The organism is Pseudoalteromonas sp. THAF3 (assembly GCF_009363775.1).
Taxonomy (GTDB): domain Bacteria; phylum Pseudomonadota; class Gammaproteobacteria; order Enterobacterales; family Alteromonadaceae; genus Pseudoalteromonas; species Pseudoalteromonas ruthenica.
This window is the reverse complement of sequence record NZ_CP045418.1, coordinates 1,414,390-1,439,615: the sequence shown is the minus strand read 5'-3', so window position 1 is coordinate 1,439,615 and position 25,226 is coordinate 1,414,390. Positions and strand designations below refer to the sequence as shown.

Sequence of the window (25,226 nt, the reverse complement as noted above, 5' to 3'; positions counted from 1 at the left end):
CTAACACTCACATAAACGTTGATACAACCCCGATGCCCGGCGCACTGGCGTGGCGATGGCATGAGCCAAAGTGCGCGCATCACAGATCAATTCAATATGCGCCTTGGCACGGGTCACCCCGGTATACACCAATTGGCGATTAAGTCCTTGGCCGCCCCGATGCAGCGGCGGCAGCACCATGGCGGTATGGGCAAACTCAGAGCCTTGTGATTTGTGAATGGTCATAGCAAAGACTTTATCAAATTGCGGTAAACGCCCCGGATAGAATGCCCTGGCCTCGCCCTGCGCGCCCATAAAAACGGCCTGAGGCTCGCCGTTGTCATCCGCCATAATAATGCCAATATCACCGTTAAACAGGTTAAGCTGATAGTCGTTCTGAGTGATCATCAACGGCATACCGATATAAAAGCGCTGCTGCACATTGATTTTCCCTTGCTGAGCGAGGTGATGTTCAATGCGTTGGTTAAGCGCATGCACACCAAAGGGCCCCTCTCGCAGTGCGGCAAGTAACTGGAAGCGGGCAAATGCGTCATGCACCTGCGCGGGCGTTGCCCCGGCTGCAATCAATGCTAAGTAGTGGCTGTACTGCTCGGCGCAGCGGGCAATGAGCGCGCTGTAAAACCCCTCATCCAAAGGGTAATAACTAATATCGCTGGCGCGGCTTTGCAGCAGGTACCGTGCTTTTTTGCTATCGGCTGTGTTAATTGCATACGCCAGTTGGCCTATGCCGCTGTCGCCATCGAAGCGATAGCTGTGCTGCAAAAAGGCAACATGATCGGTTAACGCATAAGGTGATTGCTGGCCACTGTGATAAGAATGCTCACCGCATAAATAGCCAAGTTGCTCGGCGCGCTGGTCACTGTAGTGCGGCAGTTGGCCAAGGGCACATTCACTGCAAATATCAGCCATGATATTGCCCGTGTCCACTGAACTCAGCTGGTCTTTATCGCCCAATAAAATCAATCGAGTGTGCGGTGCTAAGGCGTCTACCAATTTGCTCATCAGGCTAATATCGACCATGGACGCTTCGTCGACTATCACTAAATCGGCATGCACCGGATTACCCCGATGATGGCGAAAATGATTGGACATGGGCACCGTGCCTAACAACCGATGCAAGGTTTGCGCTTGCTCGGGAATACTCTCTAATACCGCCTGGTCGGTCTCGGCTAGGCCGCCTTTTGCTCCTTGAATAGACTCGCTTAGGCGTGCTGCTGCTTTGCCGGTTGGAGCAACCAGTTCAATGTGCAAAGGGGCTTGGGCATAGAGCGATTGTAAGATCGCCAACAAACGCGTCACTGTGGTGGTTTTACCGGTACCCGGACCGCCGGTGATCACACAAAACTTACTGGTGGCCGCCAGAGCACAGGCCACTTTTTGCCAGTCAGGTTCGCTGTTTTGATTGTTAAAGTAGTGCGCCAACAGCGCTTTGAGCGCCGGCAAGTCAAGCTCCAAAGGCTGCTTAGCTAACTGCAAAAAGCGCGCGGTTAACTGCGCTTCATAGCCATCATAGCGCGCCAGATAGACGCGCTGCCCATGTATGCGCAGCGGTTTTTCAGCCCCAGTACACGGCAAGGCATTAAGGCAGCCGAGGGCATCAAAGTCAGGCGCAAAAAACGCGGGCACTGGCGCGCGGGTATCGAGCTCAAAGGGGTTGTCCCAGTTCACACTGTGCAAATCTAAGCAGGTATGCTGCTCATGCATAGCTTTGAGTAACAGCAGGATAATATAAAACCCCTCGCTGTAAGGCGGTTGCTGCTCATCGACCAGCAACGCCGCTAACTCGACATCCACGGTACGCACTTTACGCTGTTCTAACAGTACCTCAAGCATAGTGCGCTCCTTTGGCGAAAAGCCCGTCTAAGGTGTCGATTTCAGCAACACTGAATGGCCGATAGTACACTCCGTGTCCCTCGGGCATCGCTCGTAAAAAGGTATACACCATGCCACCTAGGTGCTTAGCGGGGTCATAATCAGGCAATCGCGCCGCCAGCAAGCGGTGCAATGCCACCATATAAATCGCCCCTTGGACATGATAGCTATGGGCATTCATGGCGTGCGTTAAGGCTTCATCGTTATAATCATCGGCGCTCTCACCGAGGTAATTCGATTTGTAATCAAGCACGTAATAGCGCCCCTGATAGCAAAAGATTAAATCAATAAAGCCTTTTAGCACGCCTTTAACACGTTCAAAATCAAGACCAAAGTCATAGCCAAACAGGCTTATCATGGTGGCATTAAAATGTTGGGCATCAAGCTCATTGAGCGCGAGATGAAATTCCATCTCCACTAAACAATCATCGCTTTGTAACTGCCCCAAATAAAGCCCTGACTCGAGTATGGGGCAGCGCATAATCGCCGCCATCCAGCTACACAGCAGCGCGTGCCAGCTCTCATCCAGTGCGTATTTATGCAGGGTATGGGTGATCACTTGCTCAAGCTCTTCCATGGCTTGCGCCTCACCGGCGAGCACGCCGCGAAAAGAGATTTGCTCGAGTATATCGTGCAGTGCACTGCCAGGCCCCGGGCCTTTGGGAAAATCATAAGCCGTTAGCTGCGCCACCGGGAGGGCCTGCTTAAGCACTAAACTTTGCTGCAAACGGTGATCCTCATCATCACCGCCACTGTGACTGGCACCATGATAATCACTGTGTTTGAAGCTCAAGGCGCTAAAGCTGGTGGCCCGCCAGTTGCGCTCAATATCCGCCTGCTGGGCGCGTACCAGGCGCTCAACGGCTGCGTTTTCCTGCACCAAATTCTCACCCGATTGATAATGATCAGCATCGGTTAAACTCATGTCCGGGTAAGGCGCGAGTCGAGCCTGCAGCAGCTCACGAATATTCTCCGTGCCCTCAGCGCCCGGAAACAACAAGTACCCTAGCGCGCTTTGCAAAAGCTGCGAGCGTTTATGTTTGCCTAAATTATAAAGCCCTAAGGCACAATGATAGATGGGCCGGGTCAAGGCCACATACAATAACCTTAAGTCCTCGGCTAAGCGCTCACGCTCGGCGCGCGCAAGGTTCTCTTGTTGTTTAGATAAATCTAAGTACAGCTTCCCTTGGTGGTGATAATAAGCGGCGCTGGCGCTGCGGAAATTGACCGCAAACGGCATAAACACAATAGGGTATTCTAACCCTTTAGAAGCATGCATGGTCACGATTTGCACCAGCTGGGCATCGGACTCCAAACGCAGTTGGGCGCTGTCACCCTCGCTGCTATCACGGGTCAATTGCTGGTGAAAATACTTTAGCAACCGCGCCGTGCCATCCAGTTCAAGTTGCTTATGCTGGAGAATTTCACCGAGATGACGAAAATCCGTTAATAGGCGCTCAACATCCCACCCTTGCTCGGCCCATACTTGCGGTAATTGATTTTGCCATAACAGCTGCTCGAGCATTGCCAACGCGCCGTCGCGGTACCAACGCCGCTTGAGCTCAGCGAAGTGCTGCAATTGTTGCTGCCACTGCTCGGCATCATCGCTCAGTGCCAGCAGTTGGGCGCTATTGAAGTTATAAAATGGCCCCGCCAGCAAGCCGCGCAGTGCGCGCTCATCATAGGGACCATGTATAATCGCCAACAAGCGGTAAAGGTGTTGCGCCAGCGGTTGCTTAAACACACTTTCGCGGGCTAGATAAACACTGGCAACGCCTTGGCGGGTAAGCGCCTGTTTCATCAGTGCCGCTTCGCCCCTGTCGCGTACCAAGATGCAAAAATCGCCGGCGCACGGTGGCGTCTCACCCAGCAGCAAGTCTCCTTGTTGCGCCGCAGCCAACAAAAAGTGAACCCGCTTTGCAAATGCCTCGGCCAAGGCGCTTTGTCCTTGCTCTTTCGATAACACCTCAGCACCGCTGCCGTAAAAGACAAAATCCATGGCACCGAGCGCCTCGCCTTTATATAACAGCGCTTTATCCTTGCCATTCGCTTCCACTTCTTGATAGGGAATGGCATCGTTAAAGATAAAGCTCTGCGGGTGACTGCTGAATAAGTTATTGACACTTTCCACTAATGGCGTCGCCGAGCGGAAGTTTTTTGCCAAGGTATATTGCTGCTGCGCGCTCAGTTGTTGCTTGGCATCGATGTAGGTAAAAATATCGGCGCCACGAAAGCCATAAATGGCCTGCTTGGGATCCCCTATCATGGTGAGGTTAGTGAACTGTTCATCGCTGGGACGATAAATAGTGCTGAAAATACCATACTGAATGGGATCGGTGTCTTGGAACTCATCGATCATCGCCACTGGGTATTGGCGGCGAATTTGCTGTTGCAGCTGGTTGTCGCTGTCATTGTGCAGCGCATCATAGAGCTGACTAAGCAGGTCATCGGGGGCGATAATGCCGGTGCGTGCTTTGTTGCTCTGCACATGGCGGCGCACATAGGCGAGCGCCAAGACACATATCACCTGCGCAAGGCGCTCACCCAGGCCTTGACTAAGCTGCGCCATACGTTCAAATTCCACCACCAAAGGGTGAGAAAAAGGTTGGCCATTTTTTTTATAAATGCTGGGGTCCTCAAGGCTTTGCGCACTCCATAAGCTAAAGGAGTGCTTGGCCGCGCCTAAACTCAACTGGGTGTCATCATTGTCGCTAAATGCTGCCAAGCCCGCCAAATTACTTTTATGCTTAGGTTTGGCATTGCCTTTGATATCGCTGGCGGCAATGGCATTGAAAAAATCGCCCTCGCGCAGTGCCTGTTTGAATTGGGGCAAAGCCTTGAGGTATTCGCTTTGGCATTGCCACAATCGGGTCAACTCAGCCTCGGGGTCATTAATGTGCGGTTGTAACTGCAGCTGCTTGCGATTAATGAGCGCACGCAGCTCTTTTAGCAGGCTATGTGGTGAGCTGTAATGAGCGAGGACCGCCTGCGCTTGCTCTGCACGCAGCGGATACACAAACTGTCGCCAAAAATCGAACACCGCCTGCTCATGCAGCTCACTCTCATCCAGGGTGAAGCGCAAATTAAAGGCCATGTTCGATTCAAACGCATGTTGTTTAAGCATGCGCTGACAAAATCCATGAATGGTGTAAATGGCACTTTCATCCAAGGATTTCGCCGCCATATCCAGACGATTAAATGCCTGTTGACGGTCGTCAAGCTGCGCTATCAAAGCAATCAATAGCTCATCGCTGCTGTGCTCCCCTAGCAGCATGTTTTTTGCCATGCTAATGCGCGAGCGCACCCGGTCTTTGATTTCACTGGTGGCGGCCTCGGTAAAGGTCACCACCAATATTTGCTCGACCGTCAGCGGCTCGCCTTGGTTGCCCTTAGCATCTTCATACAGGCCCAATAAGTAGCGTAAATACAACCCGGTGATGGTATAGGTTTTACCGGTTCCGGCACTGGCCTCAATAAGCTGTTGTCCATCAAAGGCAAGGGTGACTGGGTTAAGCGTCTGCATAGCGTTGCTCCTCGCCTAATTGCGCTATGGGTTGCAACAATCGCGTACTCCAGTCACAGAATTCCTGCTCGCACTGGAAAAGGTCGGCAAAGTCAGTGGCGATGTAAGGGTCACTGCGCTCGGCGACCCCCACATACGGGCTGCCGACGAACTTAATATTGGCTTTATTCATATCTTGGCTTTGTATCCATTCCCAGGCACTGGCGGGGAAAAATGCCACACTGCTTTGATGGCTGCTAGTAAAGAGTTCTAGCCAAGGCTCTAATAATTGTTCGGCACGCTCAGCATTCATCGGGGCAAAAGACACTTGCTCGTCTAAGCCCATCACCACGGTGGTGACCGCCTCCCCACACAGCTGCGCGAGTAAGTGATAAATAAACCCTTGAATTCTATCCTTCGCTTTAATACTGGCGCTGCGATAAAACACCTGTTGACTGCCATAGAGGTGCGCTAACCAACCTTGCAGGCGCACTCCAGAAACCGTGATATCCACTTCCAGCATTTGCGCCATTTGCCCTTGCGTACGCAGCTGAACCTGCTCTGCCAGTGGGCTGATACGACTACGCAGTTGCTGTAAGGTCAATGTCGATAACACACCTTGGGGCAGCACCCCGCGCTGGATAATTTCCTCATCACTCGGAGCGCTACCGTGCAATTGTCCTTCAAGCAGCTCATCGAGTAATTGATAACGCGATAAGGCATCTAAATCGAAATGCTCGATATCTTCATCGTGTGCATCAATGCCATCTATGCGCACCCCAAGTACTTGTTGGTAGAAATAACGTTGTGGGCGAGTAGCACATTGCATTAAGGTGTCGAGCTCGCACAGTTGTGGCGCTGTGACAGCCAAAGGCTGAAGCTGTTGTTTTTGCTCTTGAGCGGCTGTTAACGGCAAGGCCCACACCGGATTAAAGCTTTGCCAACGGCTGTCCTTTTGATAATACTGCGGATGAAACGGCTGCAGATGATGCTGCATCACTAATCGGCTTGTGAACGTATCATCGCTGTCTTGCCAGCAAAAGCTGCGGTCTAAATACTCGCACAGCTCACTGACTAATACCGAGGGCATACGGGGACTGTTATCGCGGCTAGAGCGACCGATATAACTAAGATATAGGCTATCTCTGGCGCTCAACAAGGCCTCTAAAAATAAATAGCGGTCGTCTAGGCGACGTGAGCGATCGCCTTTGCGCCGCTGGCTGTAAGGCACCAGGTCAAAACCAATAGGCTGTACACTGCGTGGGTAATCGGCATCGTTCAGCCCCAAGATACAGACCTTTTTAAAGGGCACGGCGCGCATCGGCATCAGCGTACAAAAGTTAACTTTACCAATTAAAAACCGCTGCCCCACGCCTTTTTGCTCGACACCTTGTTGAATCAAGGTGGCGAAGATCCGTGCCGAGATGAGCCCTTGATAGTCGCCATTATCATAATGCTTTTCAATGTCACTATAGAGGCCATCTAACAAGGCTAAGTCTGCGGCACTTAAATGCTCTACTGCCATCACTTCACTGGCAATTGCGCGCAAGCTGGTACATTTATCCAATAAGCTTGCATCACCACTAAGTGCCTGCTTGGCCTGCAACAACACATTGATAAAGGCCAAGAGTTTGCTCAATGTATCACTGGCCATGCCCTCAACTGCGTCAGCCGGATAAACCCCATGATAAGGCGCATCGGTGGCCGCGATGCCTAACAATAATCGCTTTATTCCCAAACGCCAAGTGTTGAGATCAATACTTGGCAGGTTGAATTCTTGTTTGTGCGCGCCATCAATCCCCCATTTCACCCCGACTTGCTCAAGCCACACTTGGCACTGTTCGAGTTCGCTGGCGACGAAGCCGAAATGCTGGCTAATGGCCTCAATGTATAATAAATCCATCAATTCACTGACACCAAAGCGGCTAAAGGGTAGATTCACCAAGCTCACCAAGGCATTAACAATAGGCTGCTCTTGGGCAATGGATAAGTCGGCAATGGCATAGGGAATATGGCGCTCGCCTTTAGCGCCACCAAACACCGCTTCAATAAAGGCGCTGTACTGGCCGACATCAGGCATCATCACAATGATGTCTTTGGGTGTTAGGGTTGGATCGCGGGCAAACTCAGCAAGTAGATGGTCGTGTAAGCTCTCCACTTCGCGCAAAGCGGTGTGGCAATTACTTATTAACAGGGAGTGATCTTGTTGCGCCAATGCTATCTTGCCCTGCTCACTGATAAACCAGTGTGGGTCTTGCGCTAGGCTTTCCCCTTTGAAAGCTAATTCATATACCTCTTGCTGTAGACGACCCAATAAATGCGGCGCAAATTCATCATCGAAACCATCCAGCCACTTGCCATCTAATTGCAGCAGTTGCTCTAGGTAATCGCGGCCGAGCTTACCCCATGATGCCAATAACGGATTACCGACGATAAAATATTGTTGCTCAGATTCAGCCGCGTCGATATTAGGCTTTCGTTGATACTGAGTGTGTATTTTAGCCAGCGTTTTCTCATCGACGATATCGCCCCAATAATGTTCACTGGGGTTGAACAGAAATATCAACACATCCGTGTGCTCACTGAGCGCCTGAAAGATCGCTAGCTGCGATTGCGCCAAAGCGGAGATACCAAACAAGCAAATACGTGGCGGCAGTTGCAACTGCCCCGCCGCCAGTGCATCCAGTAATCCTTGGTGCATATTAGCGCGATGGTACGGGCTTTGCTCCAGCTCTTGAACACGCGCGACTAAAGCACGCCAAAGATCGGGCTGCCAAGGTGCATGGCTAATATCAACGTCATCTAGTTGGTCTTCACCCGCTTGCCAACTAGCCAACCACTGTGGTCGATACATTAGATAATGATCGAACACATCAGCAATTTTCTCACACAGGGCATAGCGTTTGTGACCATCATCGTCACCATCAAGGTAGCGCATCAGGGGTTGGTAATGAGCCTGTGTTAATTTTTGCGGCAACAGTTCGTAGAGCTTCCATGTCATATTGGCTTTGTTAAACGACGACTCTGGCGGAACATCAGGCAAAGCTTGCTGGTACAAAGACCAGATAAAACTCGAAGGTAATGGAAAGTCGACCTGTGCACATACGCCTAACTGCGCTGTAAGCTCAAGCTTCAACCATTGTGACATTCCTGGAGAATGCACCAATACTTGCTCTTTATGGAAAATATTAGAACTGCTGGTATTAGCCAGCAACGCACAGAGCTGGGCGCTGAGAATCTCCATACGGTTTGACTGTATTATATGCAGCATGCGTTATCGGTATTATTGGAATGCCTAGATAGCCAGTGTACGCAATTTTAATGACGGGCACTAGGTTGACATCACAGTGTATTTTCACCTTATTGGTTATTGTTAAGCGGCATCATTGTTGCACCTAAGTTAATAGCAAAATATTCGGTAACATCTTGAATTTGCATATTTTAGGAACATAGATTAAGTTATAACCACAATGGAATGAATTAGCACACAGGAGCGTGCCAATGCGATTGATTGCTTTCAGCCTTTTTTGTGCCGGCTTACTTGCTTGCTCAGTGACGCTGCTTGGTGATTTTGGGCAACATCGCCCGCTTATCTCTGATTTAGTGACCCAATCTCAAACCCTATCCCCGCAAGTGAAGGGGAAGCTTGCTTTGGGCGGCTCTGAGCTGGCCAATGTCGAAATTACCCGCACCTTATCGGTGGGCGATCAGCAATTCGTTAGCCGCGCGAAAACAGACAGCAGCGGACACTTTTACTTTGCCCCCATGACCACAGAGCACCCTGTTTTTGGCGAGCCTCCTGAGCGCTTATGGCAGGACATCAGTGTGCGCTACCAAGGCCAACAGTACGTGTTATGGTACACCGCCATTGACCATGAATTAGACAACTTCGTGCTACAAGAAACCCTATCCCAGCTGCAGTGTAATTTGCTCTCTGCTGAAAATGAATTCAACATCAGCGATAAGCGCCGCCCTAGCCTGCCTGTGAATGTCTACTCGATATGTGATTTACATGTGCAAAAATCGGCACAAAAAAAAGCCGCTGTTATCAGCGGCTAAGTCGGGGTCTAATCAGAGTTCAAGCAACACATACGTCATTACTTGCCACTCATAGTAAAGCGCCAAAATTGCAAATTCATGACAAGGGTCATATTTTTGCATTTTCTTCGCTCACCACCAAAAATATAGCGGCACTGCAAAGCTAGCGCAGCCTTTTTAGTAAAGTTCAGCCAACATATCATCAGTGTATGGCGTGAGTGGTTTTTGCGCTTTCACTTTGGCGACCAAATCAGGGTTAGCAATAAAAGGACGACCTAAGGCTAGCAAATCGAACTCTTCATTACTGATTGCCTCAGCGCCTTGCTCCGGCGTATAACTGCCAACACCTACCAAGTTCCCGTTATAATGTTTACGTAGATATTGCGAGGCACTGCCGTTGCCACCAAGATAAGGGAAACGCATGCTGTCATCGAAAATACCCAAGTGCAGATACGCAAGATTTCGATGATTAAGCTGCTCCAGTAAATAATCGAACACGGCGGTATCTTGCTCATCGCCCTCATCGAGCAGGAAGTACGCCCCAGGGGATAACCGTAAACCCACTTTCGCAGCCCCCACACGCGCGACTACAGCGTCGACCACCTCAAGTGCAAAACGTGCGCGATTGGCAGCATTGCCGCCATAGTTGTCGTTGCGTTGGTTGCTACTGTGGTGCAGGAATTGATCAATCAGGTAGCCATTGGCACCATGGATCTCAACGCCGTCAAAACCAGCCTCTATCGCGTTTTCTGCCGCTTTAGCATAATCAGCCACAAGCTGTTCGATTTGCGCCTCACTCGCGGCTTTTGGTGTTTGGTAACTTAATTCACGCATGCGCGGCACAGTGCCTTCGATACCAATCGCACTGGCACCGAGCACATCTCCTGCAAAAAAGTGTGGATGAGCGACACGGCCAACATGCCATAGTTGGCAAAATATCTTGCCTCCTTGGTCATGCACTTGCTCAGTGACATTGCGCCAACCTTGTATTTGCTCACTGGTGAATATACCCGGGACATTCGGATAGCCCTGGGCATCAGGGCGAATAATCGTGGCTTCACTAATGATCAACCCAGCATCAGCGCGACGAGCATAATAGGCCGCCATTTTTTCCGTTGGTACGAGATTATCATCCGCCATACAGCGTGTAAGCGGCGCCATAAGAATGCGATTTTTAAGAGTCAGTTCGTCATTTAAAGCATAAGGTTGTAAAAGAAGATCGGTCATATAAAGCATATTTGTTTTTTGAATGTATATTCAACGTATGGATTGTTGAATGCTAATTCAAGTAAATATTGAAAATAAATGGTATCATGTTCGCTATCTTAGTTAGCAGCATCATGTCGTTTTTATGCGCAGCGCCGAATTTGACCGAGCCCACGTTTTACAACAAGCCATGCAAACCTTTATGGAGCATGGTTACAGCAAAGCCAGCATGCAAAAACTAACCCAAGCAACGGGGTTGCATCCAGGCTCTATTTATTGCGCGTTTGGCAGTAAAAAAGGTCTGTTTATCGAGGCGGTGAGTCACTACCATCAGCAAAAACAACAAGCGTTCGACACCATTTTTAACGCCCAACGCCCGGTTGTTGATAGTTTGCGTGAATTTATCGCCAACACGGTGACTGAGTGCGTGCAAAAGACCTGTGCGAAGGTATGTTTACTCACCCGCTCTTTAAATGAAATTGAAGGCCAAGATCCGGAAGTGGCCAATATTCTTGCACAAAACCTCAAGCAATTAGAGCAGAACCTAGCTGCGCAAATTCGCCGCGCTCAGCACCAAGGTGAAGCCGTGAACCAAGATGACGCGATGAAGCTGGCGCGCTTTTTGGCCATGGGCATTTACGGCATGCGCACCTATGCGTTTACACAGCCAGATGAAGCCTTGTTAACACAAATGGGCGAACAACTTTTAGCCGCTATTATTGTTGATTAACTTGAAATTCATCGCTATCGCCCATAATACAGCTAATATTCCACATTCAGTGGGGGATGAAACACAATTGACCAAAGCTGACGGCGAAAACCTCTGCACGTAATTGGTTTTGGTGAAATGTGTACCTCTTCACACATTAATAATTAATAGAAGAGTACAATATGACGACACATATACGCTCCGCACTCATTGCCGAAGGCGGTGGACAAAAAGGCATTTTTACCGCCGGCGTACTCGATGCTTTCCTAGAAAAGAAATTTGCGCCCTTCGATTTAAAAGTCGGTGTCTCTGCAGGCGCCCAAAATCTAGCAGCTTACTGTGCTCGGGCGCGCCAATACGCACAAACAGCGATTGAGCACCTCACCACAGAGCAACAGTTTTTTCGACCGGCCCGGTTTTTCACCGGTGGTAATGTCATTGACCTAGACTGGTATTTTCATCAAGTAGAGCACAATGGCAAGGTGCGCTTCCCCACTGAGCCTAATAACCTCACGCCAGAGAGTAATTTTTATGCGGTGGCTAGCCACTACGACTCGTTTGAGCCGCACTACTTACATACTTGGCATGAAAATATGTTTGCGCATCTAAAGGCCTCAAGCGCTATTCCATTTCTGTATCGCCCCGGCGTAAAAGTCGAAGGCCATGGCATGATGGATGGCGGCGTTGCCGACCCCCTGCCGGTGCGGTGGGCTCATGAAAAAGGCGCGAAAACCATTTGGGTGATCCGCACAGTTGAAGCTCATGATGATGGCAAGATGCCGGTGTTGGAGAGGCTTAAACCTATTATGAGGCGCATAAACCAATCGCCACGGATGTTTGAAATTTATCATCACTATCAACAGCGTTACGCCGAGGCTGTTGAGTTTATGAGGTCACCACCTGAAGGTGTTAACGTGGTTCAAATAGCCCCAACTCGGCCATTACAATCTATGGTGTTAGGCTCAAGTATCGAGACTTTAGAAGAGGACTATCGCCTCGGTTTTGAAGTTGGCCTAAAAGCAGTCAATCGATGGAAAGAGCCCGAGCCACAACCTGAGGCAGTATAATTAGGCCTCGGGTTGCGCTGCTCAATGGTAAAGCTAAAACATGGTATTGGTATTTTTGGCTTGTTCAGGAATGGCTTGAATGACATCCCAGTGCTCAACAATTTTGCCATTTTCCACACGAAATATATCAACAATGGCACCGCCATTTGGCTGCGGCCAGTGGTAACTTTTAACGTGTAATACCACCAAGTCGCCCTCAGCTATCACCCGCACTATTTCACCACTGGGTCCGGCGCTTTTATCTCGTTTAGGTAAGCTGCGCAATAACGCCCGCAGCCCTTCTTTACCATCTGCGACCATGGGGTTATGTTGGATATAGCGCGGACCTAGGTACTTATCGATATGTGTCGCGTCTTCGGCTAGTACCACATCGGTATAAAAATCAATGACCAGTTGTTTGTTTTTGGTCAGTTGGCCTTCAGCCAGTGTACTGGTGCTAAATAAAATCATGAGTGTAATGAGTATTTGCTTCATCGCTGCCTCTTATGCTTAAAAAGTGACCCGTTCCATGTTGTAAAATGAGCCTACAGCGCTCGTTTTAAGGGTTGGGTTGCATGTTGCCAGCTTAGAGTAAACTCAAAAACATCCGATGAGCAGTGAATTTCATTAACAGTAGTTTTAATTAATCTAAATGAAATTTATCGACAAAAACCCAGGTCTGAGCGGCATTTTTAATCATCGCCCTATTAAGCAATGACAGCGCTAGCCATCACCGCCTAAAACAGAGGAAGGTTGAACGGCTAGTCTGCTTGCGCAGTTAGCCACAGGTAATCATGCGGCTTAAAAAGTACATAAACAATGGCGAGCATAATTCGCGGACCACGTAAGTTTGAACCTCCGCTTAGCTGCGCCGTCCCTTCTGTTGGCACGTTAATACGCACTTTATTAGAGCGGCACCAGTCCACTTTTAAATAAACTTCTTTTTCGCCTGGTGGCACATCAAACTCAACACTTTCGCCATTACCAATTTTACCCAACGCCTTACCTTCACACATAACCGTGTACTTTCTAGCTCTATCTGCATATCCACTATCACGACTAATTCGTAGTTTACTCATGGTTTTCCTTAACACCTTAACGGCGACAGTCATCAAAGCCGTGAGTGTAACAAAAATTGCCATGAATAACGTAAAATGCTTTTAGCTCAGTTATCTATACTTTTCTCTTGCCAAATTCCTGACTCTGTTTGCCCCTGTATTTTGACCTTTGCTACGCAAAATTCAGGTGCTTTACCCTGCTTACGCTGGCGGTGGTAGTCTGATGTAACGCGTTTAATCGTCGGCGTAAGCTGCACAATCGCGATGATATTAACCAGTGTCATCAAGCCTAAGGCCATATCGGCTAAACTCCATACTTGCTCAAGCTTGGCACTGGCTCCCCATAACATCATCGCCAGATAACTGAGCATGTACAGGCCTCTGCCCATACGATTATCCAGTGCAAAAAGGTGCAAGTTGCTCTCCGCATAGGCGAAATTTGCCACCACTGAGGTAAATGCAAACAAGGTGATTGCCGCCGCAACAAAATACACACCGGCATCGGCCATATGCGCGGTCATGGCATCCTGGGTGAGGCGAATGCCCTCCATATCGCCGCTGATGGGGATATCCGCCAGTAATATAATCACCGCCGTGCAGCTGCATAGCACTATGGTGTCGAAAAACACTCCCAGCATTTGTATATACCCTTGTGTGGCTGGGTGATTCGGTGTTGGTGTTGCCGCACCCGCTGCGTGGGGAACACTCCCGGCTCCAGCCTCATTGGAATAAAGGCCGCGCTGAATGCCATTTTTAATCGCCGCTCCGAGCGCCCCAGCTCCCGCTTCTTGCAGGCCGAACGCACTGTGCAAAATATCACTGAGCATCGCCGGCACCCGTTCAAAACTGACCATCGTCACTACCACTGCGCTAAACACAAAAACTAACCCCATTAGCGGCACCACCCGCTCTGCGAAACGGGCAATGGCCTTAAAGCCGCCGGCGATGATACTGCCTGTGACTAAGGTGATAACCAAACCGGTATAAAATCGGTCCACGCCAAAGGCATGATGCAACGCATCGGTGATAGTGTTGGTTTGCATGGCACTAAAGCTAAAGCCATAACCGAGAAACAAACATAGCGCAAAGGCAATGGCTAGCCATTTTTGCCCCAACCCCATTTGAATGTAGTACGCAGGGCCGCCCCGAAACTCGCCTTGGCTATCACGTACTTTATATACTTGTCCTAGTACGCTTTCGGCAAAACCGGTGGCCATACCGAGTATGGCAATCACCCACATCCAAAACACGGCACCACTGCCGCCCAAAGAAATAGCCACTGCCACCCCGGCGAGGTTGCCAGTGCCGACACGAGCACTTAGGCCGGTGCACAGCGCTTGAAATGAGCTTATTTCGTTTTTATCCGCCTGAGCACTGGTTCCTAATAGCGCGAACATATGGGTAAAATGAGTGAGCTGAATCCCTCTGAGCGAAATCGAAAACCACACACCAGCAAAGAGCAGTAAATAAATAAGGATCTGCCCTTCTCCCCATAACAGCGCATTTACGCTGGCTATCAATGACTCTAGCAATGTTCACTCCAAGTGCTTGTAAAACTGCTTGTTTATGTCACTTTATACTAGGCTATGAAGATAAAAATGCGACTTTAGGCGGGATATAATCTAGGAGGCTAAGCCTCCTAGATAGGCAGTAACGCTAAGGTTGAGCGAGTTGACGTTTTACCTCATCACTGTCTTGGTTGGTGTAGTTTTCGGCGCTAAGCCCTAACCAATGCGGCACGGTGGCACTAATGAACACCGATGACCAAGTGCCCACCAGCACACCCACAAACAAGGTGATGGCAAACCCTTGCAGAGGCGGCCCTGCCAACGCCCAGATACTGATAATCGTCGCCAGTGTGGTCATTGAGGTAATAAGTGTACGACTCATGGATGCGGCAATGGCGGTATTGATACTCAGCGCCACTGATTGTGCAGGCTTCGCGCGGACAATCTCACGCACCTTATCACCGATGACAATGGAGTCATTGAGCGAATAGCCAATGATGGCAAGGATGGCAGCTAACACGGTTAAGGTGAAAGGAATGTCAAAAAGCACCAGCACCGCCAGTGTCAGTGCAACGTCATGCACCAACGCCAAGGTGGCCGCCAGCGCTAAACGCCATTCAAAGCGACAGACTAAATACAGCATCACCGCTAGGGTTGCGAATAACAACGCCATCAGCCCCTGGTCGATGAGCTCGTCACCGGCCTGTGCACCTAAAAAGCTGCTATCCAGTAGCACCAATGCGTTGTCACTGACCCAGGTATCGAGCCACTTGGGGTTGCTCTGCCCTTCGCTCGGTGGTTGAAACAATTGGTATTGATTATCACTGTGTGCACTTAATTGAAAATCGCCACTCAGTAAGCCCTCTAATTGGTGTTGTAGTTGCTGTTGAGTGAGCGCCTCAGGCGCCTGAAATTGATGCACATAACCGCCAGTAAAATCTTGGCCAAGCGGTACTCCTTTGATGGCAATCACAGTGCCGGCGAGTACCAGCATAAGCATACTGATCGCCATTCCCAGATGGCGTAATCGTGTTAAATAATTAGCCATGACGCACCTCCTTTGCAGCTGCGAACAACCAGTGTGACAAGTAAGAAGACACCAATACACCGCTAAATACACTGGTGAGAATGCCCAGCGCTAACGTAATGGCAAAGCCTTTAACTGGGCCATAGCCCACACCGATAAGCACTAAGGCACTGATAAATGTCGTTAAGTTGGCATCAATAATACTGCTCATCGCGCCTTGATAGCCACGTTTAAGAGCTTGTAAGCGGGTTCTGCCTAAGCGCAGTTCCTCCTTGATACGCTCAAATATAATGACGTTGGTATCCACCGCCATGCCAATGGTCAGCACCAACCCGGCAATCCCTGGTAGCGTTAATACCACGCCGGGGAGCAGTGACATGAGCCCCACCAAAGCAATTAGGTTAATTGCTAATGCAAGGTTGGCGACAACCCCTAAACGCCGGTACCACAGCAGCATAAATGACAATGTTAGCGCTAAGCCCAATAACAAAGCGTTAAAACCATTCTCTATATTTTGCTTACCGAGGCTGGGGGTCATGGTTTGCTCTTTGACTATGGTAATGGGTGCTTCTAATGAACCTGCGCGCAATACTAAGGCTAAGTCTTGAGCTCGTTGCCAGGTACCCAGCCCAGTAATACTAAAACGCGTTCCCAATGCTTCGTTAATGGTCGCCACAGATATGACCTGCTCGCGCATTCGCACCTCACCTTGCGCATCCGCTACATATTCACTGTACAAGGTAGCCATGGGTTGACCTATGTGTGCACGCGAGAACCGATTAATTTTATCTCCCCCCGCTGAGGATAGTTGCAACTGCACCATCGGCTGCCCCATTTCATCTCGGCCGGCTTGAGCACCGGTGATATCTGCACCCGTGAATATTGCTTTACTCTCTATGGCAATACTGTGCCCTTGCTCAGTACGCACCCGCTTACCGCCAATTTCTTGCAGGCCGTGAAAAGAAAGCTGTGCAGTGGCGCCAATAATACGCTTTGCTTCACTGGGGTCTTGCACACCGGGTAGCTCAATACGAATAGCCCGCTTGCCTTGGCGTTGCACCACGGCTTCGGTTATGCCTAGCTCCTCGATGCGCGAGCGCAAAGTAGCCAACGCTTGTGTCATATCTGCCTGAGCAAATTGCTGTTGCTGCGCATCCAGGTAACGTAAGGATACTATTTCTAAGCTGCCTTGATGGGCGCTACCGATATCCAGTTTTGGATAGGCCGCCTGCAACTTATCAGCCAATTGCTGTAAGTGTGCTTGGTTAGCTGGCGCTGCCACTAAGCGTACTTCGTTATTTTGCGGCGAGTGTATTTTTATGCCCCGTAAACGCGCTTTAACTCTCAGCGTATTGGCCTCTTCGGCAATGCTTTTTAACCGTGTGGCGAGTGCTTGGTCAGTATCCACTTGCAATACGAATAGCACCCCTCCCCCTAAGTCCAGACCGAGCTTCATCGGTGCTAATCCCAAACTTTGAAGCCACTGTGGTGTGCTGCTTTGGCTGACAACTTTGACCTGCTCATGCCCATGCTCACGCAATATACGTGCGGCTTCGGCACTGCGTGCGGGATCAGTTAAACGGATATCAAAGCGTTGCTCGCCAGCATCATAGTGCGCCTTTGCGAGGGTAAAACCAGCCTCTGTCAACTCTGTTTTAATATTAACGGTATCGCTGTGGGTGTGCACAGACGCCACATTCACTACAGCATGATCAGGGTAGATATTGGGAAGCGCACTAAGAAAAAGTACTAAAATAACACTAATAACGGTAAATAAGCGCAGCTGTCTGCTCAGCGCCGACGCGCCTTTGACTCGCTCTTGCGAGTGAGGTTGTTGTCTCATTGTGAGTCCTTTTCGCTTGCTCAGCAAGCGTGTTAAATCTTGATTTCGATATTAATAGAAAGAAGGTCGATTTAACTCAGGACTCGTAGTGAAGCCGGCTACGATAAGTTAAGTTCGCGGCCTGACAGTGATTGATAAGGCCACATTTTTTCTGCTCCCTGGCGATATACCAAGGTTCAAAATGGCTGGCGGGTGGCGCCTTAAAGCGCTGTTTAAACGGCGCAGTATGTTGCGCCAATGTGTACGCCAACAAGTAAAGTGGTTGTTGCTCCGGATGTAAAAAATAGCTGGGGTGAGTACGCATAGCGCGCTCTGGCAATTGCGCGGGGTGCGGTGCTGGGCGCTGGTGCTCTGAGGCGCTGACATCATCAAAGCCACACTGCATGGGTTCTTGCACCATCAGCGAGCAGAGCGGTGATTCGGCTGCTGTGGTATGGGTATGGGCAAGCGCGGATGCACTACTCAAAAGCAGCGTCATTAACACGATGACCATAATTATACCGTTGCGCATGGGTGCCTTGTACTTATATTTGTGCTCGGCTAATTGCCGATATTGAATGCCTTTTAGAGATAGGGTTGATTTTATCTATTTCAATCCCAGAGATTAAATAACCTTAAAAAGTGAACCACAAACGCTATATAGACGTTTGATTTAGGTACTAAAAATAATTGCTCTAAATAGTTCGACCTTGCTCTTAAGCAAAATCGAATGATGCCAATGGAGGCCCAATGAGTAGCACAACTTTTGACGACGCAGTGACACGATTAAAACGCATCGGGGATGCCATCCAGTGCTCACAACAAGTTCTCAACACGCTCAGTCACGCGCAGGCAATGATGCACGTGAACGTTGAAGTGCGTATGGATGATGGCCATGTTCAGTATTTCCCTGGCTACCGTTGCCAGCACAACAATGTGCTCGGCCCGACCAAAGGCGGTATTCGCTTTCACCCCGAAGTTGACAGCGAAGAGGTACAAGCCTTAGCGCTGTGGATGACGCTCAAATGCGCTGTCGTCGATATTCCATTTGGAGGCGCTAAAGGCGGTGTGAGTGTCGACCCGAAAACCTTATCTCCTTTTGAACTTGAACGCTTATCACGCGCCTATGTGCGCTCTATGGCCGATTTTATTGGCCCTGAGCGTGATATTCCAGCACCGGATGTGTATACCAATGCCCTTATTATGGGCTGGATGATGGATGAGTATGAAAAAATTACCCGAGTTAAGAATCCCGGCGTGATCACTGGGAAACCATTGGCACTCGGCGGCAGTATTGGCCGCGACGATGCCACTGGGCGCGGCGCTTACCTATGTATTAAAGAATTAGAAAAACGTGACAATCTCGACCCTCAGCAAACCACAGTGGCAGTGCAAGGCTTCGGTAACGGCGGTTATCATGTTGCCCGTTTACTCGCCAACGATGGCTATAAAGTGGTGGCCGTTAGTGACTCTAAAGGAGCTATTTATCGCCAAGAAGGTCTCAACGTTGATAGCGTCTATCAGCAAAAGCAAGAACATAAAGAGCTTAAAGCGGTCTATTGTGAAGGCTCAGTATGTGAAAGTCAGGACTACGACACCCTCTCCAATGAGGAGCTGCTGCACTGCGATGTCGATATTTTAATTCCCGCTGCATTAGGCGGCGTGATCACCGCTGATAATGCTGAGCAAGTTAAAGCACGATATATCGTTGAGATAGCTAATGGCCCAGTGACCAGTGATGCCGACAGTATACTAAAACAACAGGGTGTCATTGTGATCCCTGATATTTTGGCCAACGCCGGTGGTGTGACTGTCAGCTACTTCGAGTGGGTACAAAACCGCTGCGGTTACCAATGGTCGCGCGAGCGGGTTGAGCAAGAACTAGAGCAAGTGATGCGCCGTGCATTTGCGCGCGCTAACGAGCAAGTACAGCGCCAAGAACTCGATTTTCGCGATGCGGTCTATGCCGTCGCACTCAAGCGTCTCAGTGACGGTATTGAAGCGCACGGCACACCCGATTATTTTAATGGCGAGTGAACATCCGACAGGTAAGCTCGACTAACTGGTCGAGCTTTTCTTTTTCCACCGGCGGTTTCCACTTGATGAGCTGCTCCCAATATGCCAACTTTTTCATGCCCCCGTAGAACACGGCAGCAGCGATTTCGGCGGGCGTTTCACCCAAAGCACCTTGCTGCTGCGCCTCATAAAACCATGAGTGCAAACCTTGCTCAAAACTTTGAAACCGCTCTTGCAGCTTGGCCGCGCGCTTTTTCGAACGCAACGATTCAATCATAACAATACGCGAAAGGGTCAGGTAGTCTTTGTCTTGTGTCAATCGTAAGCCGACATGGGCCTGTGCTTGCAATTGCTCTTTTATCGGGGTTTGCGCGCAAAAATGGTTTTCTTGCAATGGACGAATACGTTCTATGAGTAGGTCCACCACACCATCAAATAAATGCTCTTTACTGGAGTAATATTTATACAACGTGCGCTTTGATACCTTTGCCTTGCCCGCCACCGCTTCCATAGTGGTACCTGCAAGGCCGTGTTGTGCAAATAATGCGATAGCAGCGGTGATCACCGCCTGCTGCTTATTACTACTCATATTCCGCCCCTCAACGATTTGCTGCGCAGTATAACGGAACCAATGATTATTCGCAGCAATAGTAAACGAAGATGTATACCTGAGATGAAAATAAGTATACACTTTCGTTTACTCAGTGCTAACACCCGTAATTAAATATGTAAAAATTTTCGGCTGTCATCTACACTGAGCGTTGGCGGTCGTGCCACGATTTGTGTCTTCAATGTTGTGCTCATGCACAGTAATGCCGATACACTTGAGCGCATGACATGCACCAAAAAAAGCCTGCGCCCGCATAGAATAACCGCGAATTGTCACCTCGGTGTGGCTTGGCAACTCGCCTGCGAGAGCACGCTATAACAACGTCTGACCCATATCATTCAATTTGCAAAGGGAAACGCTTCACTCATGCGTCGTTATTCTATTACTACTTTATTACGTCCAGTTACACTGGTGTTCAGCTCTTTATTATTGTTAAGTGCCTGTGAGCAGCCAGCACAACAATCACAAGGGGGCATGCCTAATGCCCAAGTCGAAACCATCACCGCCAAAGCGGTGGATGCGCCTTTTATTATCTCTGTACCAGCCACGGTATCAGGCTCTAAAGAGGTAGAAATACGTGCTCGGGTCAGTGGCGTGCTGGAATCTCGAAACTTCTCTGAAGGTCAAACAGTCGATGCCGGCCAATCCCTGTTCACTATTGACCTTGCCCCCTACCAGCTCGCTTATGAGCAAGCCCAAGCAGCTGTCAATGCCGCACAAGCGCGGTTAGAGCAAGCGCAGCGAGAAACCAAGCGGCTGAAAAAGTTACGCGAAGACAAATCAGTATCACAGCGCGATTATGATAACGCCATTTCCAGTGTTCAAATCGCCACCGCTGATTTACAAGCCAGCAAAGTGCAGCTGCGTGAGGCAAAATTAAACTTGGACTATGCCCAAGTCAAAGCTCCCGTTGCCGGAGTGATGGGCCGAGAGTTAGTCTCTGAGGGTACCTTCGTGCCAGGGCCCGAGTTACTGCTGACCTATATTACCGAATTAGACCCTGTCAGAGTGCGTTTTGGTCTTTCAGAACGTGAGCAACTTATGATGCGCCAGGCACAGAAAAAGGGCGAATTGAGCTTACCTGAAGACGGCCAATGGCAAACACGCCTACGTTTGCAAGATGGCAGTGAGTACCATCACGGTGGCGAGGTTAACTTTACTGATGTGCGCATCAATCCTAATACCGGCACCTCAGAGTTTCAGGCTATTGTGCCCAATCCTGAATTTAGTTTGCGCCCTGGTCAGTTCGTGCAAGTAGAGCTTATCGGCGCGGTGCGTAACAACACCTTCGTGGTGCCCCAACGTGCGGTATTGGATAATGGCACCGGCAAGTTTGTGTACGTTGTCGGCAAGAATGAACAAGGTGCCACCATCGCTCGCCCCGCTCCAGTGCAAGTGGGCGAATGGTATCGTAAACAAAACGGTGACAAGACTGAGAACTTATGGATTATTCGCAGCGGCATTAATGCCGGAGATGAAATTGTTGTCGAAGGCATGGCGCGCATTTTCTTCCCAGGTATGCCCATTACCGTGTCTAATCAGCAACAGCAGGGATAAGCAGCATTATGTTCTCTCGTTATTTTATTGATAGGCCGATTTTTGCTTTTGTGATCAGCATTGTCATTGTCCTTGCTGGTTTAGCTGCCATGCGTGCCTTACCCATAGCTCAGTATCCGGAAATTGCCCCTCCTGTAGTGCAAGTCACAGCCAGTTACCCTGGCGCTTCCGCCGAAGTTTTGGAGCAAACTGTGGCGGCGCCGATCGAAAATGCCATTACCGGTGTTGAGGGCATGATGTATATGTCTTCAACCTCCAGCAGCGCCGGCGCAACCACCATCGAGGTGACCTTTGAAATCGGCACTGATGTCGACCAAGCCGCTGTGGATGTGAACAACCGCGTGAAACAGGTTGAGGCTCGCTTACCAGAGGAGACTCGACGGCAAGGCGTGGTGGTGCAAAAGGGCTCGTCGAGCTTTTTGCAAGTGCACGCGTTTTACTCCCCTGACGGGTCACGCTCGTCATTGTGGACGTCGAACTATGTCACCCTCAACATTCTCGATCGTATTAAACGCATCCCTGGCACTACCAATGTACAAATATTTGGCGCTAAAGATTACGCCATGCGAATCTGGTTACGCCCTGACTTAATGAGCCAATTGGGCGTCACCGTGGATGAAGTGGCCAATGCGATTCGGGTGCAAAACTCGCAATATGCGGCGGGTAAAATTGGTGCGACCCCGACTTCCAAGTCACCGCAATCTTTGGTTTATAGTGTCACCGCTCGCGGGCGCATGTCTGAGCCACAAGAATTCGAGAATATTATTGTCCGCTCGAATCCCGACGGCAGCAGCCTGCGCCTTAAAGACGTTGCGCGAGTTGAACTCGGCTCCAAGGATTACAACTTTAACGGCACCGTCAATGGCAAAGAAGCAGTGCTATTGGGGATATTTCTGCAGCCCGGCGCAAACGCGCTGGACGTAGCGAAAGAAGTCAATGGCGTGATGGCTGAGTTCAAACCGCAGTTCCCTATGGGTCTTGAGCATGTGGTCTCTTACGACACCACCCGCTTTGTCGAGGTGTCCATTCGTGAGGTGGTAAAAACTCTGGCCGAAGCCATGCTATTGGTATTTCTGGTGGTGTTCTTATTTTTACAGAACTGGCGTGCCACACTGATCCCTACGTTAGCGGTCCCGGTCTCGTTATTAGGCACCTTTGCTGGCATGTATATGTTGGGTTATTCCATCAATACGCTGACGCTATTTGGCATGGTGTTATCTATAGGTATTGTGGTTGATGACGCCATCGTGGTGCTTGAAAATGTTGAGCGCATTATGCACGAAGAGCATGTCAGTGCTCACGAAGCAGCTATCAAGGCGATGCGAGAGGTTTCTGGGCCAGTGGTAGCCATTGTTTTGGTGCTGTGTTCAGTGTTCGTGCCGATTGCTTTTCTGGGTGGGCTAACCGGTGAACTTTTCCGCCAGTTCGCAATTACCATCTCTATCTCTGTGAGTCTCTCTGGTGTGGTGGCGTTAACCATGACTCCGGCGCTGTGTGTGATGATTTTAAAGCATGAGCATAAACAAACAGCCGGTTTCTTCATTTGGTTTAATAGGTTCTTCAGCGCGGTGACCCATAAATATGTGGGCGCGGTAGGGTTTATGGTGCGTCGTGGCGTGCTTGGGCTGGTGTTAATGATAGCCATGGTCAGCGCAACCGTTGGCATTTGGCAAAAAACGCCCAGCTCCTTGGTGCCCGATGAAGATCAAGGCTTCTACATTGCCGCTGTTTTTCTACCGGATGGTTCATCACTAGAGCGCACCGCAGCGGTGGTTGACGAAGTGGTCGCGGCGGTTAAATCCAACCCTGCCAACGAAAATGTCGCCGCTTTTACTGGCTTTGACTTTATCGGGGGCGGCTATAAAAACTCCGCCGCAACCTTATTTGTTACACAAACCCATTGGGATGACCGCGAGGTCGATACCAAGGCCTTAGTGGCAGAGTTGTTTGGCAAAACCGCACACATCAATGAAGCCTTAGTGCTGGCTTTTAACCCCCCCGCTATCTTCGGTTTAGGCACCACCGGTGGTTTTGAGTTTTACATTCAAAATAAAGGCGCTGGTGGCCCAGAAAAGCTTCAACAAGCCATGCAGCTGGTTATGAATGAAGCGCAAAAAAGCCCGATTGTCGGCAGCGTGCAAACCTTGTGGCGCCCCGACGCTCCACAGCTTAAAGTGGATATAGACCGGGAGCAAGCGCGAGCTATGGGAGTCAATATTAATGATGCTTTCAATACGCTGGCCGGTACGCTGGGCACTTACTATGTCAATGATTTCAATAAGTTTGGACGTGCATGGCAAGTATTGATGTCTGCTGATGCCGAATATCGTATGCAGCCGCAAGACATAGGCCGAATTTACGTCAAGAGTCACTCTGGTGACATGGTGCCGATGTCGGCTTTCACCACGGTGGAATTTACCCGGGGGCCGGATAGCTTGAGTCGTTATAATAATTTACCCGCCGTTAAGTTACTCGGTGAAGCTGCGCCAGGTTACAGCTCCGGACAAGCGATTGCCGAAATCGAACGTATCGCCGAGCAAGTGCTGCCAGCGGGTATGACCTATGACTGGACCGGCACCGCGTTTCAAGAAAAACGCAGTTCTGGCACCACCGGATTAGCATTAGGATTAGCGGTGATCATGGTGTTTTTGATTCTTGCAGCCTTATACGAGCGTTGGTCACTGCCCTTATCGGTGATGCTGGCTTTGCCTTTTGGTACCTTTGGCGCACTGATTTCAATTTGGGTGGCAGGGCTCACAAATGATGTCTACTTCCAAATTGGTCTGGTCACCCTACTGGGCTTAGCGGGTAAAAACGCCATTTTGATTGTTGAGTATGCCTTGCTCAAACATCAACAAGGTTGGAGCGCTGCCGCCGCCGCATTAGAGGCAGCCCGGCTGCGTTTTCGCCCCATAATTATGACCTCATTGGCCTTTATTCTTGGCGTTGTGCCCTTAGTGTTGAGCTCCGGTGCTGGCGCCGGAGCCCGCCATAGTGTGGGAACCGGGGTGATGGGCGGGATGATGGCCGCGACCTTCCTAGCCGTGTTCTTTGTTCCACTGTTCTTCTATTGGCTCACTGAGCGCCGTATTGGTGAAAAGCGCTCACGCCAAGCGCTGAGCGAGGAAATCGCAGCGCAACATAAAAAGGAGCAGGTAGAAACTGACGAAGGCTTACTGTAGCCCCTGCCAAAAAGTCTCTCAAAGGCGCTGTTATAGCGCCTTTTCTTTTAAATCTTGTCAATGACAGCTACTA

Annotated in this window: 17 protein-coding genes; 6 read left to right on the top strand and 11 right to left on the bottom strand. The window is 49.8% G+C overall.

The window, feature by feature from the left end; translation table 11 throughout:
- Genes recD through recC form a run of 3 tightly spaced genes read right to left on the bottom strand, consistent with a single transcriptional unit; the run spans position 1 to position 8,645 of the window.
- The gene (gene recD / locus FIU82_RS06595) at positions 1-1,833 is read right to left on the bottom strand and encodes an exodeoxyribonuclease V subunit alpha (protein ID WP_152440651.1); all 1,833 of its coding nucleotides are present in this window, start codon (positions 1,831-1,833) and stop codon (positions 1-3) included.
- The gene (gene recB, locus FIU82_RS06590; RefSeq protein WP_152440650.1) at positions 1,826-5,395 is read right to left on the bottom strand and encodes an exodeoxyribonuclease V subunit beta; all 3,570 of its coding nucleotides are present in this window, start codon (positions 5,393-5,395) and stop codon (positions 1,826-1,828) included. Before recB ends, recD begins: the two co-directional genes overlap by 8 nt.
- Complete coding sequence (gene recC, locus FIU82_RS06585) at positions 5,382-8,645, bottom strand: exodeoxyribonuclease V subunit gamma (RefSeq protein WP_152440649.1); 3,264 nt, start codon at positions 8,643-8,645, stop codon at positions 5,382-5,384. Before recC ends, recB begins: the two co-directional genes overlap by 14 nt.
- 230 nt (positions 8,646-8,875) lie before the next feature.
- Between recC and FIU82_RS06580 the strand changes: the two genes are divergently transcribed.
- On the top strand, positions 8,876-9,433 hold the full coding sequence (locus FIU82_RS06580) for a DUF6795 domain-containing protein (protein ID WP_022943770.1): 558 nt from the start codon (positions 8,876-8,878) through the stop codon (positions 9,431-9,433).
- A gap of 156 nt (positions 9,434-9,589) precedes the next feature.
- Here FIU82_RS06580 and FIU82_RS06575 read toward each other — a convergent pair whose 3' ends face one another.
- Positions 9,590-10,639, bottom strand: coding sequence for an alkene reductase (locus FIU82_RS06575; RefSeq protein WP_022943768.1), 1,050 nt, complete (start codon positions 10,637-10,639; stop codon positions 9,590-9,592).
- A gap of 124 nt (positions 10,640-10,763) precedes the next feature.
- Between FIU82_RS06575 and FIU82_RS06570 the strand changes: the two genes are divergently transcribed.
- Together FIU82_RS06570 and FIU82_RS06565 are read left to right on the top strand one after the other, a co-directional pair.
- Positions 10,764-11,348 carry a TetR/AcrR family transcriptional regulator gene (locus FIU82_RS06570; protein ID WP_022943767.1) on the top strand — a complete coding sequence of 195 codons (585 nt, stop codon included), beginning with the start codon at positions 10,764-10,766 and terminating at the stop codon, positions 11,346-11,348.
- A 161-nt stretch (positions 11,349-11,509) separates the two neighbouring features.
- Positions 11,510-12,394 (top strand): patatin family protein, encoded by an 885-nt coding sequence (locus tag FIU82_RS06565; RefSeq protein WP_022943766.1) that lies wholly within the window; start codon positions 11,510-11,512, stop codon positions 12,392-12,394.
- Between the two features lie 33 nt (positions 12,395-12,427).
- Here the strand turns inward: FIU82_RS06565 and FIU82_RS06560 are convergent, their stop codons facing one another.
- From FIU82_RS06560 to FIU82_RS06535, 6 genes are all read right to left on the bottom strand, one after another.
- Positions 12,428-12,868, bottom strand: coding sequence for a nuclear transport factor 2 family protein (locus FIU82_RS06560; protein ID WP_138590222.1), 441 nt, complete (start codon positions 12,866-12,868; stop codon positions 12,428-12,430).
- A 266-nt stretch (positions 12,869-13,134) separates the two neighbouring features.
- Positions 13,135-13,452 (bottom strand): hypothetical protein, encoded by a 318-nt coding sequence (locus FIU82_RS06555; RefSeq protein ID WP_022943764.1) that lies wholly within the window; start codon positions 13,450-13,452, stop codon positions 13,135-13,137.
- Positions 13,453-13,538: 86 nt separating this feature from the next.
- Positions 13,539-14,963, bottom strand: a complete 1,425-nt coding sequence (locus tag FIU82_RS06550) for a sodium:alanine symporter family protein (RefSeq protein WP_152440648.1) — start codon at positions 14,961-14,963, stop codon at positions 13,539-13,541.
- Between the two features lie 124 nt (positions 14,964-15,087).
- A complete protein-coding gene (gene secF / locus FIU82_RS06545) occupies positions 15,088-15,987 on the bottom strand; it encodes a protein translocase subunit SecF (protein WP_152440647.1) in 900 nt (299 codons plus the stop codon).
- Complete coding sequence (gene secD, locus FIU82_RS06540; RefSeq protein WP_152440646.1) at positions 15,980-17,809, bottom strand: protein translocase subunit SecD; 1,830 nt, start codon at positions 17,807-17,809, stop codon at positions 15,980-15,982. Before secD ends, secF begins: the two co-directional genes overlap by 8 nt.
- 76 nt (positions 17,810-17,885) lie before the next feature.
- Positions 17,886-18,320 carry a hypothetical protein gene (locus tag FIU82_RS06535; RefSeq protein ID WP_152440645.1) on the bottom strand — a complete coding sequence of 145 codons (435 nt, stop codon included), beginning with the start codon at positions 18,318-18,320 and terminating at the stop codon, positions 17,886-17,888.
- Positions 18,321-18,538: 218 nt separating this feature from the next.
- Here FIU82_RS06535 and FIU82_RS06530 point away from each other — a divergent pair, with 218 nt between their 5' ends.
- Positions 18,539-19,825: a Glu/Leu/Phe/Val dehydrogenase gene (locus FIU82_RS06530; protein ID WP_138547178.1), complete on the top strand. Its 1,287-nt coding sequence runs from the start codon at positions 18,539-18,541 to the stop codon at positions 19,823-19,825.
- Here FIU82_RS06530 and FIU82_RS06525 read toward each other — a convergent pair.
- A complete protein-coding gene (locus FIU82_RS06525; RefSeq protein ID WP_022943758.1) occupies positions 19,812-20,393 on the bottom strand; it encodes a TetR/AcrR family transcriptional regulator in 582 nt (193 codons plus the stop codon). The genes FIU82_RS06530 and FIU82_RS06525 overlap by 14 nt on opposite strands.
- A gap of 387 nt (positions 20,394-20,780) precedes the next feature.
- Here FIU82_RS06525 and FIU82_RS06520 point away from each other — a divergent pair, with 387 nt between their 5' ends.
- Together FIU82_RS06520 and FIU82_RS06515 are read left to right on the top strand one after the other, a co-directional pair.
- Complete coding sequence (locus FIU82_RS06520) at positions 20,781-21,971, top strand: efflux RND transporter periplasmic adaptor subunit (protein WP_152440644.1); 1,191 nt, start codon at positions 20,781-20,783, stop codon at positions 21,969-21,971.
- A gap of 8 nt (positions 21,972-21,979) precedes the next feature.
- Entirely contained in the window at positions 21,980-25,153 is a 3,174-nt protein-coding gene (locus tag FIU82_RS06515) for an efflux RND transporter permease subunit (protein WP_152440643.1), read from the top strand.
- Positions 25,154-25,226 lie beyond the last annotated feature (73 nt).

Bases quoted from the DNA above. Each gene is read 5' to 3' on its own strand.
- recD (WP_152440651.1), bottom strand. From the start codon at position 1,833: ATGCTTGAGGTACTGTTAGAACAGCGTAAAGTGCGTACCGTGGATGTC.
- recB (WP_152440650.1), bottom strand. From the start codon at position 5,395: ATGCAGACGCTTAACCCAGTCACCCTTGCCTTTGATGGACAACAGCTT.
- recC (WP_152440649.1), bottom strand. From the start codon at position 8,645: ATGCTGCATATAATACAGTCAAACCGTATGGAGATTCTCAGCGCCCAG.
- FIU82_RS06580 (WP_022943770.1), top strand. From the start codon at position 8,876: ATGCGATTGATTGCTTTCAGCCTTTTTTGTGCCGGCTTACTTGCTTGC.
- FIU82_RS06575 (WP_022943768.1), bottom strand. From the start codon at position 10,639: ATGACCGATCTTCTTTTACAACCTTATGCTTTAAATGACGAACTGACT.
- FIU82_RS06570 (WP_022943767.1), top strand. From the start codon at position 10,764: ATGCGCAGCGCCGAATTTGACCGAGCCCACGTTTTACAACAAGCCATG.
- FIU82_RS06565 (WP_022943766.1), top strand. From the start codon at position 11,510: ATGACGACACATATACGCTCCGCACTCATTGCCGAAGGCGGTGGACAA.
- FIU82_RS06560 (WP_138590222.1), bottom strand. From the start codon at position 12,868: ATGAAGCAAATACTCATTACACTCATGATTTTATTTAGCACCAGTACA.
- FIU82_RS06555 (WP_022943764.1), bottom strand. From the start codon at position 13,452: ATGAGTAAACTACGAATTAGTCGTGATAGTGGATATGCAGATAGAGCT.
- secF (WP_152440647.1), bottom strand. From the start codon at position 15,987: ATGGCTAATTATTTAACACGATTACGCCATCTGGGAATGGCGATCAGT.
- secD (WP_152440646.1), bottom strand. From the start codon at position 17,809: ATGAGACAACAACCTCACTCGCAAGAGCGAGTCAAAGGCGCGTCGGCG.
- FIU82_RS06535 (WP_152440645.1), bottom strand. From the start codon at position 18,320: ATGCGCAACGGTATAATTATGGTCATCGTGTTAATGACGCTGCTTTTG.
- FIU82_RS06530 (WP_138547178.1), top strand. From the start codon at position 18,539: ATGAGTAGCACAACTTTTGACGACGCAGTGACACGATTAAAACGCATC.
- FIU82_RS06525 (WP_022943758.1), bottom strand. From the start codon at position 20,393: ATGAGTAGTAATAAGCAGCAGGCGGTGATCACCGCTGCTATCGCATTA.
- FIU82_RS06520 (WP_152440644.1), top strand. From the start codon at position 20,781: ATGCGTCGTTATTCTATTACTACTTTATTACGTCCAGTTACACTGGTG.
- FIU82_RS06515 (WP_152440643.1), top strand. From the start codon at position 21,980: ATGTTCTCTCGTTATTTTATTGATAGGCCGATTTTTGCTTTTGTGATC.